This is a genomic window from Novosphingobium resinovorum (genome assembly GCF_036352595.1).
Taxonomy (GTDB): domain Bacteria; phylum Pseudomonadota; class Alphaproteobacteria; order Sphingomonadales; family Sphingomonadaceae; genus Novosphingobium; species Novosphingobium resinovorum_B.
Genome location: NZ_JAZFAX010000012.1, coordinates 13,665 through 31,480 on the forward strand (window position 1 = coordinate 13,665; position 17,816 = coordinate 31,480).

Below are 17,816 nucleotides of genomic sequence, written 5' to 3' on the forward strand. Positions count from 1 at the left end.
GCGATGAGTGCAGATGTCGTCCCCCTGCAGACGCGCAGGCAGCAGCCTTCCCTTGCTCCGATGCTGGCGCTCACCGCGCCGGGCATGAACAGCGTCAACGCCGTGATTCTCGATCGGATGCAAAGCGAGATTCCGCTGATCCCGGCGCTCGCCGGCCATCTGATCTCGGGTGGCGGCAAGCGCATGCGCCCGATGCTGATGGTCGCGGCGGCGGAACTGTGCGGCTACCAGGGCAATCGCCACCACAAGCTGGCCGCCGCCGTCGAATTCCTCCACACCGCCACGCTGCTCCACGACGATGTCGTCGATGGTTCGGACATGCGCCGTGGCAAGGCCGCCGCCAACATCGTGTTCGGCAATCCAGCGACGGTGCTGGTGGGCGACTTCCTGTTCACCCGCGCCTTCGAACTGATGGTCGAGGACGGCAGCCTCAAGGTGCTCAAGGTCTTCTCCAGGGCCAGCTCGATCATCGCCGAGGGCGAGGTGGACCAGCTGACCGCCCAGCGCCGGATCGAGACAAGCGAGGAACACTACCTCCAGATCATCGGCTCGAAGACCGCCGCGCTGTTCGCCGCCGCCACCCGCATCCCGGCGATCGTCGCCGAGAAGAGCGAGGCGGAGGAGCAGGCGCTCGATGCCTATGGCCGTAACCTGGGGATCGCCTTCCAGCTGGTCGACGATGCGATCGATTACGATTCGGACGTCGGCGAATCGGGCAAGGACAAGGGCGACGACTTCCGCGAGGGCAAGATGACCCTGCCGGTCATCCTAGCCTATGCGCGCGGCGACGCCACCGAGCGCAAGTTCTGGGAGGAGGCCATCGCCGGCTTCCGCACCGAGGACGAGGATCTCGCCCACGCGGTCGAACTCATCAACCGCCACCGCTGCGTCGAGGCTACGCGTGAGCGGGCGCGTCATTACGCCCAGCGCGCGATCGACGCGATCGCCGGTTTCCCCGCCGGAGAGGCCCGCACGGCGATGGCCGAAGCAGTGGAGTTCGCGGTAGCCCGGCGCTACTGACCCGACTGCTGCGACACTCTGCAACAAAGCCGTAATTGCGAGGAGAGCCGGCCTCGCTTATTGAGGCGCGCCATGCGATCCGATGCCGATCGGGCTGTTACGGGTTACCAACCCGGCTCGCCCCGCCAACGCCTGATTTCCTCGCTGCTTTCCGCGGCGATCATCATCATTGCCCTACTGATCGCGATCTACCAGACCGCCGTCGCGCCAGCGCTCAAGAAGAAGGCCAGCAACCCGGTCACCTTCAACATCGAGGGCGAGGACGCCGACAGCGGCGCCAAGTCGCCCGAGAAGGCGAAGCAGGCCGATACGCCCCAGAAAGAGCAACCCCAGCGTCAGGAGGTCAAGGTCGAGACCCCGGTGCCGCCGGTGGAGAAGCCGGTGACGCCTACCGAAAAGCCGGCGTTCTCGTTCCTCAAGGTCTCGCGTTCGGACATGGCGGCGGCCGACATCGGCGCGATGAAGCAGTCCGGCAGCGGCAGCCCCAAGGGCGGCGGCGGCGGTGGCTCCACCTACGGCCCCGGCGAAGGGCCAGGGGGCGCCACGCTGTATAATGCGGACTGGTACAAGGAGCCGAGCGACGCGCAGCTTGGCGGATACGTGCCGGCCAATGCACCGTCCAATGGCTGGGGCATGGTCGCCTGCCAGACGATCGAGCACTATCGCGTCGAGAACTGCCAGATCCTGGGCGAATCGCCGCGCGGTTCGGGGTTCGGCCGCGCGGTGCTCAATGCGGCATGGCAGTTCCAGGTGATTCCGCCCCGGATCAACGGCAAGCCGCAGGTCGGCGAATGGGTACGCATCCGCATCCAGTACGGCGTTCGCGCCAGTACCGGTTGACCGTTCAGCCGGCCGCGCTCCAGCGGTCGGTACCCGGTTGCGCGAGGCGGTCCAGCACGGCGGGCAGGGTCATGGGCCGGGCGATGAAGAAGCCTTGCGCCAGCGAGAACCCGGCGAGGCGGGCGCTGACCAGCTGGTTCTCGGTCTCGATCCCCTCGATCACGCATTCCAGCGAAAGCGAGCGGGCCAGGTGGCGGATCGCGGTGATGAGCCGGCGGCCGGCCGCCTCGTCTAGCCGGGCGGCGAAGCTGCGGTCGATCTTGACCATGTCGAGCGGCAACTGGTGCAGTGACGACAGGCTCGAATAGCCGGTGCCGAAATCGTCGAGGGCGATGCGCATGCCGGTCTCGCGCAGGCGTTCGAGCGCGGCGCTGGCGATGTCGAACTCGGAGATCAGCGAGGATTCGGTGATTTCGACGAGCACCCGCCGCGGATCGCAGCCCGAAGCCGCCATGCGTGCGAGCAGGGCATCGATCGTCGCGGGATTGCAGATGTCGTTGCCCGAGAGATTGAACGCCACGCGCAGCCCTGACGGCAACTGGCCCAGGGCCTCCAGCGCCTTGTCGAACAGCGTCACGGTGACTTCGCGCGCTCGGCCGATCCGCTCCGCAGAGGCGATCAGCAGTTCGGGCGCGATGTCGCCCAGCTTCGGCGAATGCCAGCGGGCGAGGCATTCGACGCCGATCGTGTCGAGATCCTCCGTCGCGACGATCGGCTGGAAGTTCAGCGAGAGTTCGGTCCGCAGTTCGGCGCCCTGCAGGGCGGCGTCCAGTGCCTGCTCGGTGCGGATCAGGCGTTCCAGTTCCTGCGAGAACAGCACGCATTGGCCGCGTTTGTGATTCTTGGCGTGGTACAGTGCGAAGTCCGCCCGGTCGAACAGCAGGTTCGCGGTGCCGGCGGTCTGCGGGTAGACGGCGATGCCCGCCGAGCAGCCGACCGAAACCATGATGTCGCCGATGCGCGCGGGTTCCCGGATCGCGCGGCACAAGTCGTTGGCGACCCGCTCTGCCTGCTGCGCGCCGCCCATCACGATCAGGCCGAACTCGTCGCCGCCGAGTCGGGCGACGATGGCGTCGGCCGGGCATTCGCTGGTCATCCGCGCGCCGATCACCTGCAACAGCCGGTCGCCATGGGCATGGCCGTGGGTGTCGTTGATCGGCTTGAAGCGATCGAGGTCGATGAGGCCGACGCTGAAGGTGTCCTCCGGATCGGAGCGTTCCAGCAGGCTCTCCAGGGTCGCGAAGAAGAAGCGGCGGTTGGGCATGCCGGTCAGCGCATCGGTCTGCGCCAGCCGGGCGTTCTCCTCGCCCAGCGCCTGCGCCTGACGCCGCTCGGCGTTGAGATCGCGCTGCGATGTCTCCAGATCGACGAAGGAACGGTAGGAATCGCGCAGGATCTTGAGGATACCCACGGCGACCAGCGTGATGTTCGCGGCGATCGCGATCAGCACGCCCGTGCCCGTGACGAGGCTGTAGACCAGGAACGTCCCCAGCACCGTCACGCAGACGGCCATGGCCGCGCGTGGCAGGAAACTGAGGCAGAACACGCAGCCCAGCACGGTGACGGATACGAACACGGCGACATGGCCGTGCTCGTAAGGCCCGCCGTACTGGTCGAGCGCCAGCGCCCAGGCGACGAACGCCATGGCGAACGCGACCGCGAAGACATGCGTGCGGCGAAGCCGTACCCGCGCCACCTCGGGGTCGAGATCCGCTGCGGTCACCGGCCGCGCCCAGACGACCATGCGGCCGAGGCAGGCGAGGATCAGCAGCGCGGGGATCGCATAGACCAGCAGGCCGGGCGCAAGGTGCCGGTGCGTGAAGGCCAGCACTGCCGCATTGACCGAAAGCAGCCCGTAGAGCGGCGGTATGTGCTCCCGCAGGCGCAGGTATTGCGCGACACTGAGAGGATACTGGCCGGCAAGATACATGGCGCGCGTGTCTGGGCTCTGCAAATGGAGGGGAACGGCAAGTGATCCCGGTTATAGCGTAAGTCTTTATGAAGGGTGGATGTGCCCTTCAATTTGGTCCGATCCGGTGGCAATCGGCGCGGATGTCGCACCATCCGGAGGCTTTTCTCCGGCGCGAGGCGGACGTGGCGAGATGATTCCACTCCAGCGCCGAATGCGATAGGGGCTGTCGATGTGAATACGCTTCCTATCCATGCCGTTCTTCCAGAGATGCTTGCCGCGCTGCGCTCCGGCACCGCCGCGGTGCTGATCGCGCCGCCCGGAGCGGGCAAGACCACTGCGCTGGCGCCCGCCCTGCTGGGCGAGGACTGGTGCGAAGGCACCGTAATCCTGCTCTCGCCCCGCCGCGTCGCTGCCCGCGCCGCGGCCGAGCGCATGGCTGCCGGGCTGGGAGAGGCGGCGGGCGAGACGATCGGCTACGTCACCCGTCTCGACGTGAAGCGATCGGCGCGCACGCGTGTCCTCGTGATGACCGAGGCGATCTTCGTCTCGACGATCCTGTCCGATCCGGAGCTTCCTGGCGTATCGGCCGTACTGTTCGACGAAGCGCATGAACGCCATCTCGACAGCGACCTTGGCCTGGCCCTGGCGGTCGAGAGCCGGGCGGTCCTTCGCGAAGACCTGCGGATCGTGGTGATGTCGGCGACGATCGACGGTTCGCGCTTCGCCAGGCTTCTCGGCGAAGGGACGCCGGTGGTCGAAAGCGAGGGCAAGGCCTGGCCGCTGGCGCTGCGCTGGCTGGGCCATTCGCCTGAGCGGCGGATCGAGGACGCGATGGCGTCCGCTCTGCTCACCGCGTGGCGCGAGGAGGCGGGCGACGTGCTCGCCTTCCTCCCCGGCGTGCGCGAGATCGAGCGGGTGGCCGAGGCGCTCGCCCAGAAATTGCCGTCCGCGCTGGTCCTGCCGCTGCACGGCCAATGCGAACCGGCCGCCCAGCGCGCCGCCATCCGGCGCGATCCCGAAGGCCGCCGCCGGATCGTGCTGGCGACCGCGATCGCCGAGACCTCGCTGACGCTCGACGGTGTCTCGGTGGTGGTCGATGCGGGCCTCTCGCGCCGGGCGGAGTTCGACAAGGCGGCGGGCGTCACCCGGCTCGTCACGCATCGCGCCAGCCGCGCTTCGGCGGCGCAGCGGGCAGGGCGCGCGGCACGGCAGGGGCCGGGTGTCGCCTATCGGCTGTGGGAAGAGGCCGCGCACGCCGGTCGCCCGGAGTTCGACCCGCCCGAGATGCTGACCAGCGACCTCGCGCCGCTGACGCTGGTGCTGGCGCAGTGGGGCGCGGGCGATCCCGAGGCGATGGCGTGGCTCGATGCGCCGCCGTTTCCGGCGCTGGAGGCGGCGCGTAAAGGTCTGGCGGCGCTCGGTGCGCTGGACGGGGAAGGGCGCATCACCGCGTTCGGCCGCAAGGTGGCGAGTCTGCCGATGGACCCGGCGCAGGCGGCGATGATCCTGCATGCCGCCCGGCACGGCGCAGGTGATGTGGCGGCGAAGCTGGCGCTGCTTCTACAGGAACGCGGCCTCGGCGGCCGGAGCGACGATCTGTCGCAGCGCCTCTCGCGCTGGAATGCGGACCGGGCCCCGCGCGCCCAGGCCTCGCGCAAGCTGGCCTCGGGCTGGGCGCGGCGGGCTGCAGCGCTGGTAGATGCGGCTGCTGTGGACGATGTGCCTCCCGGCGTGATCCTTGCGTTCGGCCGCCCGGACATGCTGGCGCGCCGCCGCGACGGTTCGGGCGAGACCTGGCTAAGCGCCGGGGGCAGGGGCTACGTGCTCGACCCCGCCTCGCCGCTCGCCGCGCGCGAGTGGATGGTGATCGGCGACGCGCAGGGGCAGGCGAAGGGTGCGCGCATCCTCTCGGGCGCCTCGCTGGAAACCGCCGAGGTCGAGGCATGGCTGGGTGGCGGCATCGAACGCCGCACCGTCCTGCGCTGGAACGATAGCGATGCCCGAGTGGAGGCGCGCCTCGAACGGCGGCTCGGCGCGATCACGCTGGCGAGCGGCCCGGACCCGTCGCCCGACCCCGAAGCCATCCGCGCCTTCCTGATCGAACGCATCCGCCGCAAGGGCCTGTCGCTGGTGCCGCTGGGCAAGGGCGCGCAAAACTTCCTGCGCCGCGCACGCTATGCGGGAATCGCGGCGCTGTCCGAGGAGGCTCTGCTGGCGGACCTGGAAGAGTGGCTCGGCCCCTTGCTAGGCCGCCGGCTGGACCAGCTCGACGGCGGCGCGGCGGCGCAGGCGCTTCGCAATCGCCTGACGTGGGACGACCAGCAGGCGCTCGAACGTCTCGCGCCGCCCGAATTCCGCAGCCCCGCCGGGTCGACGCACCCGATCGACTACGAGGACGAGGGCGGCCCTTCGGTCGAAGTGCGCGTGCAGGCGCTGTTCGGGCTCGACCGGCACCCCGGCTTCGGCAGTCCCGCGCAGCCGCTCCTGCTCAAGCTGACTTCGCCCGCTGGCCGCCCGATTCAGACCACGCGTGACTTGCCGGGCTTCTGGCGCGGATCGTGGCGCGACGTGCAGCGCGACATGAAGGGCCGCTACCCGCGCCACCGCTGGCCCGACGAGCCTTGGGCCGAAGACCCCAGCCTCAAGACGCGCAATGCCTTCGAAGCAAGTAGGAAGGCGTGATTCGCGCTTGATTTCGGCAGCGATTCGGAGGCAAAGCGCTGGCTCATGAGCGCACGTATCTATCAACGCCCGAAGAACGCCATGCAGTCCGGCAAGGCGCTGCTCGACCAGTGGACCCTCGAGTTCGCACCGTCGGAGGCGAAGAAGCCCGATCCCCTGATGGGTTGGGCCGGCTCGGGCGACACGCAGCAGCAGGTCATCCTGCGCTTCCCGACCTCGGAAGAGGCAAAGGCCTATGCCGACAAGTACGGCATCGAAGCGGAAATCCAGACCACCCCGCCGCGCCGCCTCAAGATCCAGGCCTACGCCGACAACTTCCGCTGATCGTTCCTCGCCCCGGCTAAAGTCCGGGGCGACGTCGTTCTAACCGCTTGCATTCCCGCCAAACCCTCGCCATAGGGCGCTCCGGGAGTCGGACGGGCGCTTGCGTCCGCCAACTTGGTCAGGTCCGGAAGGAAGCAGCCACAACGGGTTGCGGCGGGTCGTCCGGCTCCTTCATTTTTCTACATCGCTGAATTTTCACGGCCCTGAAATCGTGCGGATTTCTGCCCCACGGGGCGCGAAGGCTGTGGAACATGGCGGCAGGCGGGCCGCTTTCCCCCTGACATCCGGGCCGCCAGCGCCTAGCTTGGACGACGATGGACGATTCACGCGACATGTTCGGCGATACGCCCCCCTGGGACGACGATGCCGCCGACGACAAACCCGATGCCGCCGAACTGGAGGCCGCCGGGCAGCAGTCGATGTTCGGCGATCCGGAGCCGGAAGCGAAGCCTCAGCCCTCCGCTGCAGAACTCGAAGCCGCCGGGCAGAGCGCGATGTTCGTCGAACCGGCCAAGACAGCCCCGGTTGCTGTCCCGGTTCCCGCTCCGGCTGAGCCTGTCGAAGCCCCTTCGGTCAAGGCCGCGCCAGCCGCCCAGCCCTACCGCGTGCTCGCGCGCAAGTACCGTCCGCAGACTTTCGCCGAACTGATCGGGCAGGAGGCGATGGTCCAGACCCTCGCCAACGCGATCAAGCGCGACCGTCTCGCCCATGCCTTCCTGATGACCGGCGTGCGCGGGGTCGGCAAGACCTCGACCGCGCGCCTCATCGCCAAGGCCCTCAACTGCATCGGCCCGGACGGGCAGGGTGGCCCGACGATCGACCCTTGCGGTCAGTGCGAACCCTGCGTCGCCATCGCCGAGGGCCGCCACATCGACGTCATCGAGATGGACGCCGCGAGCCACACCGGCGTCGACGACGTGCGCGAGATCATCGAGGCGGTGCGCTATGCCGCCGTTTCCGCACGCTACAAGATCTACATCATCGACGAAGTCCACATGCTCTCGCGCAATGCGTTCAACGCGCTGCTCAAGACGCTGGAGGAACCGCCGGCCCATGTGAAGTTCCTCTTCGCGACCACCGAAGTGGACAAGCTGCCGGTCACGGTGCTGTCGCGCTGCCAGCGCTTCGACCTGCGTCGCATCCCCGCGCCGATGCTGGCGGGCCACTTCGCGCACGTCTGCGCCAAGGAGGGCGTCGAGGCCGAGGCTGAGGCGCTCGCCATGGTCGCCGCCGCCGCCGAGGGTTCGGTGCGCGATGGTCTGTCGATTCTCGATCAGGCGATCGCCCATGCCGATCTGGATGGCGAAGGCCAGGTTCGCGCCGACAAGGTGCGCGACATGCTCGGCCTCTCGGACAAGAGCGTGCAGCGGGGGCTCATCGCCGCGATTCTCGAAGGCAGGGGCGGCGACCTGCTCGACCTCGTCGCGCACCAGTTCGCGCTGGGCGTCGAGCCGATCGCGCTGATGCGCGGCCTCATGGACCTGGCGCACCGCGTCGCCGTGGCACAAGTCAGCGGCAGCGCCGAGGCGCATTCGACCGAGGAGCGCGAAGCGATCGAGGGCTGGGCCAAGGCTCTGCGTCCCGGGCAGCTTCATCGTCTCTGGCAACTGCTGCTCAAGGGCCATGAGGAAGTGAAGGCCGCGCCCGATCCGCTGGTCGCGGCACAGATGGCCCTGCTGCGGATCATGCACGCCAGCGACATGCCCGATCCCGGCGCGCTGGTGCGCAAGCTGGAGGAAATCGCCGCACGCGCGCCTGCCGCCTCGGCGGCCGGGGGCGAGGGTGCGTCGGCCGGTGAGCCCACAGCATCCATCGCCGCGCACAGTCCCGCCGCCGTCACGCTGCGTTGGGAAGCCCTGGTCGATGATGTCGAGCACGCGGGCGAGATTTCCGCCGCGAACACCATGCGCATGCAGGTGCGCGTCGTCGAACTCGCGCCCGGCCTGCTGCGCTACGCCCAGCCGCCGGGCTTCAACGAGGACATTGTCGCCGTGCTGCGCGGCGGCCTGCAGGCCGCCACCGGCGAGCGCTGGCAGGTCGAGAAGGTCGCCGCCGAGGGGGCTCCCACGCTCGTGGAAGTGGCGGACGTGAAGAAGCGGGCGGATGCCGAGGCGCTGCGCACCTCGCCGCTGGTGGAGGCCACGCTGGCCGCATTCCCGGGCGCCGAACTCATTCAGGAAGAACGCCAGGTCGCCATCGGCGGTGGCGGCCGCAATTGGAGACGTTGAGATGAAGTCGATGGAAGAGATGATCCAGGCTGCCCAGCAGGCCGCCGAGACCATCCAGAAGCAGATGAACGAGACCCAGAACAAGCTCGATCAGCTCGAGGTCGAGGGGCTTTCGGGTGGCGGCCTCGTCAAGATCCGCTGCTCGGCCAAGGGCCGCGTGATCGGCGTGGCGATCGACGACAGCCTGATGGTGGCCTCGGAAAAGCCCATCCTCGAGGATCTGATCGCGGCGGCCTACAATGACGCGCGCGTCAAGGCCGACTCGGTGGCGAACGAAGAACTGGCAAAGGCCCAGCAGGGCATGGGCCTGCCGCCGGGCTTCAAGCTGCCGTTCTAAGGCGGGCGTTCGCCTTTCGGGGCATCGACAAGCTCAGCCTGAGCGATGGTTCGGGCTGGGCTTTTCTTTGTCGCAGGGCTTTGGACTTCGCGGCAGCTTAGAGACCGTTTGAGAATGCGCCTTTCGGCAGCTTTCGGCGCATTGCGGGCCGGTGCCGCCTTGGAAATCGCTCTTCCGCGATTTCTCAAACGGTCTCTTGCCTCAGCCCCGGTCACCCTGAGCTTGTCGAAGGGCCTGCACCCTCGCCGTGGCCTTGCGCTGAAACGGTGCGGTTCGCGCCATTATACCTCGGAATCGGACCCACCCTTTGATGAGTTCATCGCGCGAAGGGGGTAGTTTCCCCCAGCGGACAGGCGGGTTTCCACGGCCTTTCGCCTCGAAAAGATTGCAAGGCGGCGCAAAGCCCCCATATCCTGCCGGGTAAGCCGGGGTGAGGCCACGATGCAGTCCCCGCGCGTGATGATTGGATGAGTGCATTGAACCTGCTTCCGCTTCTGCCGCTGCGTGACATCGTCGTCTTCCCGGGCATGGTCGTGCCCCTTTTCGTGGGCCGTGAAAAATCCGTGGCCGCGCTCGAAGCGGCGATGGCCGGCGACAAGGACATCTTCCTCCTCGCCCAGCTCGATCCGGGCTGCGACGATCCGGACCGCGATGACCTGTACGACACCGGCGTGATCGCCAGCGTCCTGCAACTGCTCAAGCTGCCGGACGGCACTGTGCGCGTGCTGGTCGAAGGGCAGGATCGTGCGCGCCTCGAAACCCTGCGCTCGGAAACCACGGACGAGGGCGAGATGCTCGTCGCCGGGGTCGAGCCGATCGACCCGACCGAGGCCGAAGGCACCGAAGTCGAGGCGATGATGCGTACCGTCGTCGACCAGTTCAACGAATACGCCAAGCTGAACAAGAAGCTGAGCCAAGACGCGGGCGAGCAGCTCGGCGACATCGAGGATGCGGCCAAGCTGGCGGACACCGTCGCCGCGCAGTTGTCGGCCAAGGTGTCCGACAAGCAGGCCGTGCTGTCCGAATCCGACCCGCTCAAGCGGCTGGAAATGGTCTATTCCTTCATGGAGGGCGAACTCGGCGTCCTGCAGGTGGAGCGCAAGATTCGCGGCCGCGTGAAGCGCCAGATGGAAAAGACCCAGCGCGAATATTACCTCAACGAACAGCTCAAGGCGATCCAGTCCGAACTGGGCGGCGGCGAGGGCGACGAAGCCAACGAGCTTCAGGAACTGGCCGAGCGGATCGAGAAGACCAAGCTCTCCAAGGAAGCCAAGGAAAAGGCCGTCACCGAGCTGAAGAAGCTCAAGTCGATGCAGCCGATGAGCGCCGAGGCGACCGTCATCCGCAACTACCTCGACGTGCTGCTGGGCCTGCCCTGGGGCAAGAAGAGCAAGCTGAAGCGCGACATTTCCTCGGCGCAGGAAATCCTCGACGCCGATCACTACGCGCTCGACAAGGTCAAGGACCGCATCGTCGAGTATCTGGCGGTGCAGGCGCGCACCAACAAGCTGAAGGGTCCGATCCTGTGCCTCGTCGGGCCCCCGGGCGTGGGCAAGACCTCGCTGGGCAAGTCGATCGCCAAGGCGACGGGGCGCGAATTCATCCGCCAGTCGCTGGGCGGCGTGCGCGACGAGGCCGAGATTCGCGGCCACCGCCGTACGTACATCGGCTCGCTGCCGGGCAAGATCGTGACCAACCTGCGCAAGGCGGGCAAGTCCAACCCGCTGTTCCTGCTCGATGAGATCGACAAGCTGGGCCAGGACTTCCGCGGCGATCCGGCGTCGGCGCTGCTCGAAGTGCTCGACCCCGAACAGAACGCGAAATTCCAGGATCACTATCTGGAACTCGACATCGACCTGTCGGATGTGATGTTCGTGTGCACCGCGAACAGCCTGAACCTGCCGCAGCCGCTGCTCGATCGCATGGAAATCATCCGTCTGGAGGGTTACACCGAGGACGAGAAAGTCGAGATCGCAGAGCGGCATCTGATCCGCAAGCAGGTGGAGGCGCACGGCCTCAAGAAGGGCGAGTTCACGCTGACGCAGGAAGGCCTGCGCGACCTGATCCGCTACTATACCCGCGAAGCCGGCGTGCGTACGCTGGAGCGTGAGGTCGCGCGGCTGGCGCGCAAGTCGCTGCGGCAGATACTAGAGGGCAAGGTCAAGACCGTCACCATTACGCCGGAAAACCTCGACGAATTCGCCGGGGTGCGGAAATTCCGCCATGGCGTGGGTGAGGAAGAGCATCAGGTGGGTGCCGTCACTGGCCTTGCCTGGACCGAAGTAGGCGGCGAACTGCTGACCATCGAGAGCGTGACCGTGCCTGGCAAGGGCAACATCAAGGCGACCGGCAAGCTGGGCGACGTGATGAACGAATCGATTTCGACCGCGTTCAGCTTCGTGCGCGCCCGTTCGCCGCACTACGGCATCAAGCCGAGTGTCTTTCAGAAGAAGGATATTCACATCCATCTTCCGGAGGGCGCGGTACCTAAGGACGGTCCTTCGGCCGGCATCGGCATGGTGACCTCGATCGTCTCGACGCTGACCGGCAATCCGGTGCGCAAGGACGTCGCCATGACCGGCGAAGTCACCCTGCGCGGCCGTGTCCTGCCGATCGGTGGCCTGAAGGAAAAGCTGCTGGCGGCGCTGCGCGGCGGCATCAGCCTGGTGCTGATCCCTGAGGAGAACCGCAAGGATCTCGCCGAAATTCCCGATAACGTGAAGCAAGGGTTGGAGATCATACCTGTCAGCCATGTCGACGAGGTTCTCGCCAAGGCGCTGACCGAACCGCTTACCGCGATCGAATGGACCGAAGCAGACGAACTGGCTGCGGCACCTCCGCCGCATACCGCGGCCCAGGGTGCCACCGCGCACTGATCTTTTCCGCAGGGTCAGAGGTTGGACAAAAGGGGTTCCGAAGCGGATATGCTTCGGAACCCCTTTTTGCTTCGTCATCACCATCGTTGCGATCGGGAGAAAACGAGAAGGTACGATGCCTGGGATTTCTTTTTCCAGCGCTCAGTAGCCAAATTGAATCAGTGCTATGATGTATATCATGTTAGTAATTGATTGTGCTCAATTTAGATGCGTTTTGTGGCCATCTACATTTATATCGTCACGATTGCGGGTCACATTTTTAACCGAATATGTCACCGGTGATGGACAAATCACTTGATTGACGACTGATACTGCTTTGCATAGTTTCCTGGAAACGCAGGTGAGGGCAGCCATGGCGGGGGCAGGGACTGAGTTTGGGCCTGTTCGGGCGCGCGCGCGGATCGACGTGATCGACCTCATGCGCGGGATCGCGATCCTCGGCATTCTCTACATGAACATCCCTTTCATGGGCACTAACGTGTCGTCGTGGATGCACGACATACGTCGATTGTCGTGGACGTCGACGGACCAGGTGACCTGGGCGGTGATCCAGATCTTCTGGGATGGCACCCAGCGCGGGCTTTTCGAATTCCTGTTCGGCGCGGGGGTGCTGATCTTTACCGCCAAGGCCATGAAACCTGATGATCCGGTCCGCGTCGCCGACCTCTATTGCCGGCGCAACCTGTTGCTGGTGCTGTTCGGGTTGATCGATATCTTCTTGATCGGCTGGGTCGGGGATATCCTGCTCGTCTACGGCCTTTCGGCCTTGCTGCTGTTCACGTTTCGCATGGCGCCGCCCAAGGTGCTGATGGCCATGGGCCTGGCGTTTGCGGCGCTCATGGCGGTTGGCTGGCCCGGTGGCGACGGGGTGATCGGATATAGCGAGCGGATCGAGCGCATTCACAAGGTCGAGGCGTTGCAGAAGCAGCGCGCCGAAGGCGTGAAGCTGTCTGCCGAAGATACCAAGACGCTCCAGAAGTGGCAGGAGAAGATCGACGCGCACGACCTCTCCAAGCCTCCTCCCAAGGAAGATCAGGCGGCCATCGACGCTGAGCGCAAGGCGCGCGAGGGCGGGCCGCATGAATACGTGATGTTCGCATGGTTCATCTGGAACAAGGTGTTCGGTGACGGCAATGGCACGTTCTTCACCGTGCTGGAGGCGACTGCGGCGATGTGCCTGGGGATGGCCCTGTTCAAATGGGGTGTCATCCAGGGCGAGCGGTCGATGAGTTTCTATGTCGTCCTGGCCATTACCTGCTACGCGGTGGGTTGCGGTTTGCGGGCGTGGGACGTGGCGCAGATATACAGGTTCACGCCATGGCCGCCGCCCGGAATGATCTTTGGCGAATTTGCGCGCCTGACGGTTACGCTGGGGCATGTCGGCTTGCTCAACGCACTCATGAAGACGGCCTTGGGCGGCACGATCCTGACCCCTTTCAAGGCGGCGGGTCGCACGGCATTCTCGATCTACATCCTGACCAGCGTGGTGACGCTTTGGTTCGTCTTCGCGCCATGGGGGCTGGGATTGTGGGGGCGGTTCGGCTGGACCGGCCTTGTGGTGGCGGCCACCGTGATCGACCTGGGGATGCTGGTTCTCGCCAACGTCTGGCTGCGGTTCTATCTCGGCGGCCCGCTCGAATGGGTCTGGCGTTCGCTGACGTATGGCAAGCGCCAGCCATTCGTGCGCCGGCGCATGCCGGAGGGGCCTGCTTCACCGGATCAGCTACTATCCGCGGCTGCGCCTGCGGCAACGCCGACGTGAGGCTTCGCAGCTTGCCCTGAGCGGCGCGGACGGGTAACCCGCCGGGCGTGTCGGCGCCCGCTTGCCCGGGCGCGTCTCCAGAAGGAATTTGCGATGGGTTACCGGGTTGTCGTCGTCGGTGCGACGGGGAATGTCGGCCGCGAAATGCTCAACATCCTGGCCGAGCGTGAATTCCCGGCAGACGAGATCGCTGCCGTCGCCTCCTCCCGCTCCGTGGGAACCGAGGTCGAGTACGGGGACACCGGCCGGATGCTCAAGGTCAAGAACGTCGAGCATTTCGACTTCACCGGCTGGGACATCGCGCTGTTCGCGGCGGGTTCTGCGCCCACCAAGGTCTATGCGCCCAAGGCGGCAGCGCAGGGCTGCATTGTAATCGACAATTCCTCGCTCTACCGCATGGATCCGGACGTGCCGCTGATCGTGCCCGAGGTGAATCCCGAGGCGATCGACGGCTACAAGGCGAAGAACATCATCGCCAACCCCAACTGCTCGACCGCGCAGATGGTGGTGGCGCTGAAGCCCCTGCACGACAAGGCGAAGATCAAGCGGGTTGTCGTCTCCACCTACCAGTCGGTTTCGGGCGCGGGGAAGGTGGGCATGGACGAACTGTTCGAGCAGAGCCGCGCGATCTTCGTCGGCGACCCGGTGGTGCCGCGCAAGTTCACCAAGCAGATCGCCTTCAATGTGATCCCCCACATCGACGTCTTCCTCGACGATGGCTCCACCAAGGAAGAGTGGAAGATGGTGGTCGAGACCAAGAAGATCCTCGATCCGAAGATCAAGGTGCAGGCCACCTGCGTGCGCGTGCCGGTCTTCGTCGGACACTCCGAGGCGCTCAACATCGAATTTGAGAATGAGATCAGCGCCGAGGAAGCGCAGGATATCCTGCGCGAGGCGCCGGGCGTCATGCTCGTCGACAAGCGCGAGGACGGCGGATACGTGACGCCCGTGGAGGCGGTGGGCGATGGCGCGACTTACGTGAGCCGCGTGCGCGAGGACTCCACGGTGGAGAACGGTCTGGCGCTGTGGTGCGTTTCGGACAACCTGCGGAAAGGCGCCGCGCTCAACGCGGTGCAGATCGCGGAACTGCTGGGACGGCGGCACCTCCAGAAGGGCTGACGGGCTCGCTTGCATTCGGCCCGGCGGTATCCACTTAAGCCTCACCTGACACCAGGATGGAGGATTGCATGGACGCCGCCGAGACGAAGAACGCCCTCGAACTGTTGGCCTGGCGGCTGGAGACGCTGTCGGCGGTGCTGGACAAGGCGGAGGAATGGGCGGGACAGTCCGGTATCTCGCTGGATGATCTGGCGGCGGCGCGACTGGCCGGAGACATGCACCCTCTGGCCTGGCAGGTGGCTGGGACGTGCACGCAGCCGCTGCAGTTCGTCGCCTGGGGCCGCGAGGCGGACCTTCCCAACGAAGTGCCGGCCGTGGCCGGTTGGTCCGAGGCCCGTACGATGCTGGCGAATACGATCGCGCTGCTGTCTGCGGAAGTTGCGGCCATCACGCCGGATGCCAAGCGGATCGTGCTCGAAGGGATGGGCGTCTATCTCGAACTGCCCGCGCAGCGTTATCTCGACGACTGGATCCTGCCGAACCTCTATTTCCACCTGACCACGGCCTATGCGATCCTGCGCATGAAGGGTGTTCCTCTCGGCAAGGCGGATTTCATGCGGCACATCGGCGGCGACATCCGGCCGCTGGCTGCCGAGCCGGTGTCATGAGCACTACCCTGGCCGGTGGCTGCCAGTGCGGCCGCATCCGCTATTCTGCCGAGGTCGAGCCCGAGAAGGCCTATCTATGCCATTGCCGCATGTGCAGGCGGGCCACTGGTGGTGTTTCGATCGCGTTCGTGAATGCGCCGCAATCCGCCGTGAAATGGGAGGCCGAGCCAGACTGGTATCGATCCTCGCCCATCGCGCATCGCCCGTTCTGCTCGACCTGTGGAACGCCTCTGGGGTTCGCCTTCCTCGATGGCGAGAACATGGACCTCACTGTCGGCAGCTTCGATGATCCCACGCCGTTCCGACCAAGCCAGAATTATGCAACCGAAAGCATGTTGACGGCATGGACCGACGTGCGGCACTTGCCCGGCATGACCAGTGACGAGAATGCGAGCGTCATGGATCGATGGAAGGCCGCCGGTCTCGAGCCGCCGGAATAGTTCGAAAGCGAGTTTGCCCGTGAGCGATGTGAAGACCCAGTTCGTCGAAGGCTTCGGCGGGGCGAAGCTTGCCCTGCATGTGATGGGCGAGCCTGGTGGGCGGCCGTTGGTGCTGCTGCACGGCCTCTTTTCGAGCGCCGAGGTGAACTGGATCAAGTTCGGCAATGCCCGCATTCTCGCCGATGCCGGTTTCGAACTCTTCATGCCCGACTTGCGCGCGCATGGGCAGAGCGACGCACCGCATGACCCCGAGGCTTATCCCGCCGATGTTCTGGTGCGCGATCTCAAGGCAGTGATCGCGGAGATCGGCATCGCCGACTATGATCTGGGCGGTTTCTCGCTCGGCGCCCGTACGGTCGTGCGCGGGGTGCTGGCAGGGCTGACGCCGCGCCGGCTGGTGCTCGGCGGCATGGGCCTGACCGGTCTGTCGGGCTGGGCGCGGCGTAGCGCGCACTTCGTCGATGCCATCGACCGCTTCGGAACGATCGAGCGGGGCGACAAGGCCTTCGTGGCACAGGCTTTCATGAAGTCGATGAAGATCGACCGTGTCGCCGCGCGGCTGCTGCTAGGATCGGTGGACGACACGGCGCCCGACGCTATCGCGCAAGTAACGATGCCGACGCTGTGCGTGTGCGGCGCCGACGATCAGGATAACGGTTCGGCGCGCGAACTGGCCGAGGCGCTGCCGCAGGGCACTTATGCGGAAGTGCCGGGCAATCACATGTCCTCGGTGACTTTCAAGGATCTGGGCCGGGCAATATCCGAATATCTTGGCTGAAACGGTATGGCTTGGAATTGTCGAGATGATTATCAAGGGCCGAAGGTTGAAAATAAACCTGTCATCACATTGATCGATATCCTGCAAACGAATGAAAAGCCCTTGGTCCGCGAAGATGCGAATTCTTGCGGTTTATGGATTTGTTGTATTTTTGCCGCATCGCAGCAAGCCTTGCCTCATCGTTGAGGAATCAGGTTTTCCTAGAGATTCCATGTCGCTAGAGGGCCACCTCCCACCGCCGGCAAGGCGGGGGTGCGACAAGAATTTGCAGGAGCATACCATGAAGAAGTTCGCCGCCGTCGGCCTCGTCGCCGCGCTGTTCGCCGTCCCCGCCGTTGCCCAGGCCCAGGCATTCGTCCAGGCCGAAGCTGGTCTCGACGTCGTTTCGGCCGAGGGCGAATCCGAAGCGAACATCGGTTACGGCGCCACCGTGGGCTACGACATGCCGCTGTCGGGCGGGATGTTCGTTGGCGTCCAGGCGACTTATGCCGACAGCGAGACCAAGCGCTGCGCGCGCGACGCCGGCGAGAAGATCTGCCTCGAAGCGGGTCGCGACGTCGCCGTGCTGGCACGTCTGGGCACCAGCCTCACCGAACAGAGCAAGCTGTACGTGATGGGCGGCTATGCCAATGCCCGTGCCGAAGTGAACTACTACGATGACGGCGTCGACGGTGTCGCTGGCGTGCGCTCGGACCTCGACGGCTTCCGTCTCGGTGCCGGCTATCAGTACGACATCAACGACAAGTTCTTCGTCAAGGCCGAGTACCGCTACTCGAACTACCAGTACGACGTCAGCCGCCACGGCGCCGTGATCGCGCTCGGCGCGAAGTTCTGATCCCGGATCGCCCGGTCGCCTTCGGGCGGCCGGGCCTACAGGAGGGCCCGCCCCG

At 65.8% G+C, this 17,816-nt stretch carries 14 protein-coding genes and 1 other RNA gene; 14 read left to right on the forward strand and 1 reads right to left on the reverse strand.

From position 1 onward, the window contains the following. Nucleotides 1-3: 3 nt before the first annotated feature. Both V2S85_RS12990 and V2S85_RS12995 read left to right on the forward strand, forming a co-directional pair. Nucleotides 4-1,020 carry a polyprenyl synthetase family protein gene (locus tag V2S85_RS12990; RefSeq protein ID WP_330703278.1) on the forward strand — a complete coding sequence of 339 codons (1,017 nt, stop codon included), beginning with the start codon at nucleotides 4-6 and terminating at the stop codon, nucleotides 1,018-1,020. 72 nt (nucleotides 1,021-1,092) lie between these two features. Further along, on the forward strand, nucleotides 1,093-1,860 hold the full coding sequence (locus V2S85_RS12995) for a hypothetical protein (protein ID WP_330703279.1): 768 nt from the start codon (nucleotides 1,093-1,095) through the stop codon (nucleotides 1,858-1,860). Between the two features lie 4 nt (nucleotides 1,861-1,864). On the opposite strand, the gene V2S85_RS13000 is transcribed toward V2S85_RS12995, so the two are convergent. Then, the gene (locus V2S85_RS13000) at nucleotides 1,865-3,790 is read right to left on the reverse strand and encodes a putative bifunctional diguanylate cyclase/phosphodiesterase (RefSeq protein ID WP_330703280.1); all 1,926 of its coding nucleotides are present in this window, start codon (nucleotides 3,788-3,790) and stop codon (nucleotides 1,865-1,867) included. A gap of 213 nt (nucleotides 3,791-4,003) precedes the next feature. On the opposite strand from V2S85_RS13000, the gene hrpB reads away from it, so the two are divergent. The 12 genes from hrpB (at nucleotide 4,004) to V2S85_RS13060 (ending at nucleotide 17,761) form a co-directional block, all read left to right on the forward strand. After that, nucleotides 4,004-6,454 carry an ATP-dependent helicase HrpB gene (gene hrpB / locus V2S85_RS13005; RefSeq protein WP_330703281.1) on the forward strand — a complete coding sequence of 817 codons (2,451 nt, stop codon included), beginning with the start codon at nucleotides 4,004-4,006 and terminating at the stop codon, nucleotides 6,452-6,454. Between the two features lie 45 nt (nucleotides 6,455-6,499). Further along, nucleotides 6,500-6,778: an ETC complex I subunit gene (locus tag V2S85_RS13010; RefSeq protein WP_330703282.1), complete on the forward strand. Its 279-nt coding sequence runs from the start codon at nucleotides 6,500-6,502 to the stop codon at nucleotides 6,776-6,778. Between the two features lie 80 nt (nucleotides 6,779-6,858). Continuing rightward, an RNA gene (gene ffs, locus V2S85_RS13015) (signal recognition particle sRNA small type) lies at nucleotides 6,859-6,955 on the forward strand. Between the two features lie 137 nt (nucleotides 6,956-7,092). Continuing rightward, nucleotides 7,093-9,006, forward strand: coding sequence for a DNA polymerase III subunit gamma/tau (locus V2S85_RS13020; protein ID WP_330703283.1), 1,914 nt, complete (start codon nucleotides 7,093-7,095; stop codon nucleotides 9,004-9,006). 1 nt (nucleotide 9,007) lies between these two features. Then, a complete protein-coding gene (locus V2S85_RS13025) occupies nucleotides 9,008-9,343 on the forward strand; it encodes a YbaB/EbfC family nucleoid-associated protein (RefSeq protein ID WP_330703284.1) in 336 nt (111 codons plus the stop codon). A 467-nt stretch (nucleotides 9,344-9,810) separates the two neighbouring features. Further along, nucleotides 9,811-12,219 (forward strand): endopeptidase La, encoded by a 2,409-nt coding sequence (gene lon, locus V2S85_RS13030; protein WP_330703285.1) that lies wholly within the window; start codon nucleotides 9,811-9,813, stop codon nucleotides 12,217-12,219. Nucleotides 12,220-12,517: 298 nt separating this feature from the next. After that, a complete protein-coding gene (locus tag V2S85_RS13035) occupies nucleotides 12,518-13,981 on the forward strand; it encodes a DUF418 domain-containing protein (RefSeq protein ID WP_330703286.1) in 1,464 nt (487 codons plus the stop codon). A gap of 93 nt (nucleotides 13,982-14,074) precedes the next feature. After that, nucleotides 14,075-15,100 (forward strand): aspartate-semialdehyde dehydrogenase, encoded by a 1,026-nt coding sequence (locus tag V2S85_RS13040; RefSeq protein WP_330703287.1) that lies wholly within the window; start codon nucleotides 14,075-14,077, stop codon nucleotides 15,098-15,100. A 68-nt stretch (nucleotides 15,101-15,168) separates the two neighbouring features. Continuing rightward, on the forward strand, nucleotides 15,169-15,708 hold the full coding sequence (locus V2S85_RS13045; RefSeq protein WP_330703288.1) for a DUF1993 domain-containing protein: 540 nt from the start codon (nucleotides 15,169-15,171) through the stop codon (nucleotides 15,706-15,708). Then, entirely contained in the window at nucleotides 15,705-16,148 is a 444-nt protein-coding gene (locus V2S85_RS13050; protein ID WP_330703289.1) for a GFA family protein, read from the forward strand. Before V2S85_RS13045 ends, V2S85_RS13050 begins: the two co-directional genes overlap by 4 nt. 19 nt (nucleotides 16,149-16,167) lie before the next feature. After that, nucleotides 16,168-16,926, forward strand: a complete 759-nt coding sequence (locus V2S85_RS13055) for an alpha/beta fold hydrolase (protein ID WP_330703290.1) — start codon at nucleotides 16,168-16,170, stop codon at nucleotides 16,924-16,926. Nucleotides 16,927-17,206: 280 nt separating this feature from the next. Continuing rightward, nucleotides 17,207-17,761 carry an outer membrane protein gene (locus V2S85_RS13060; protein ID WP_330703291.1) on the forward strand — a complete coding sequence of 185 codons (555 nt, stop codon included), beginning with the start codon at nucleotides 17,207-17,209 and terminating at the stop codon, nucleotides 17,759-17,761. Nucleotides 17,762-17,816 lie beyond the last annotated feature (55 nt).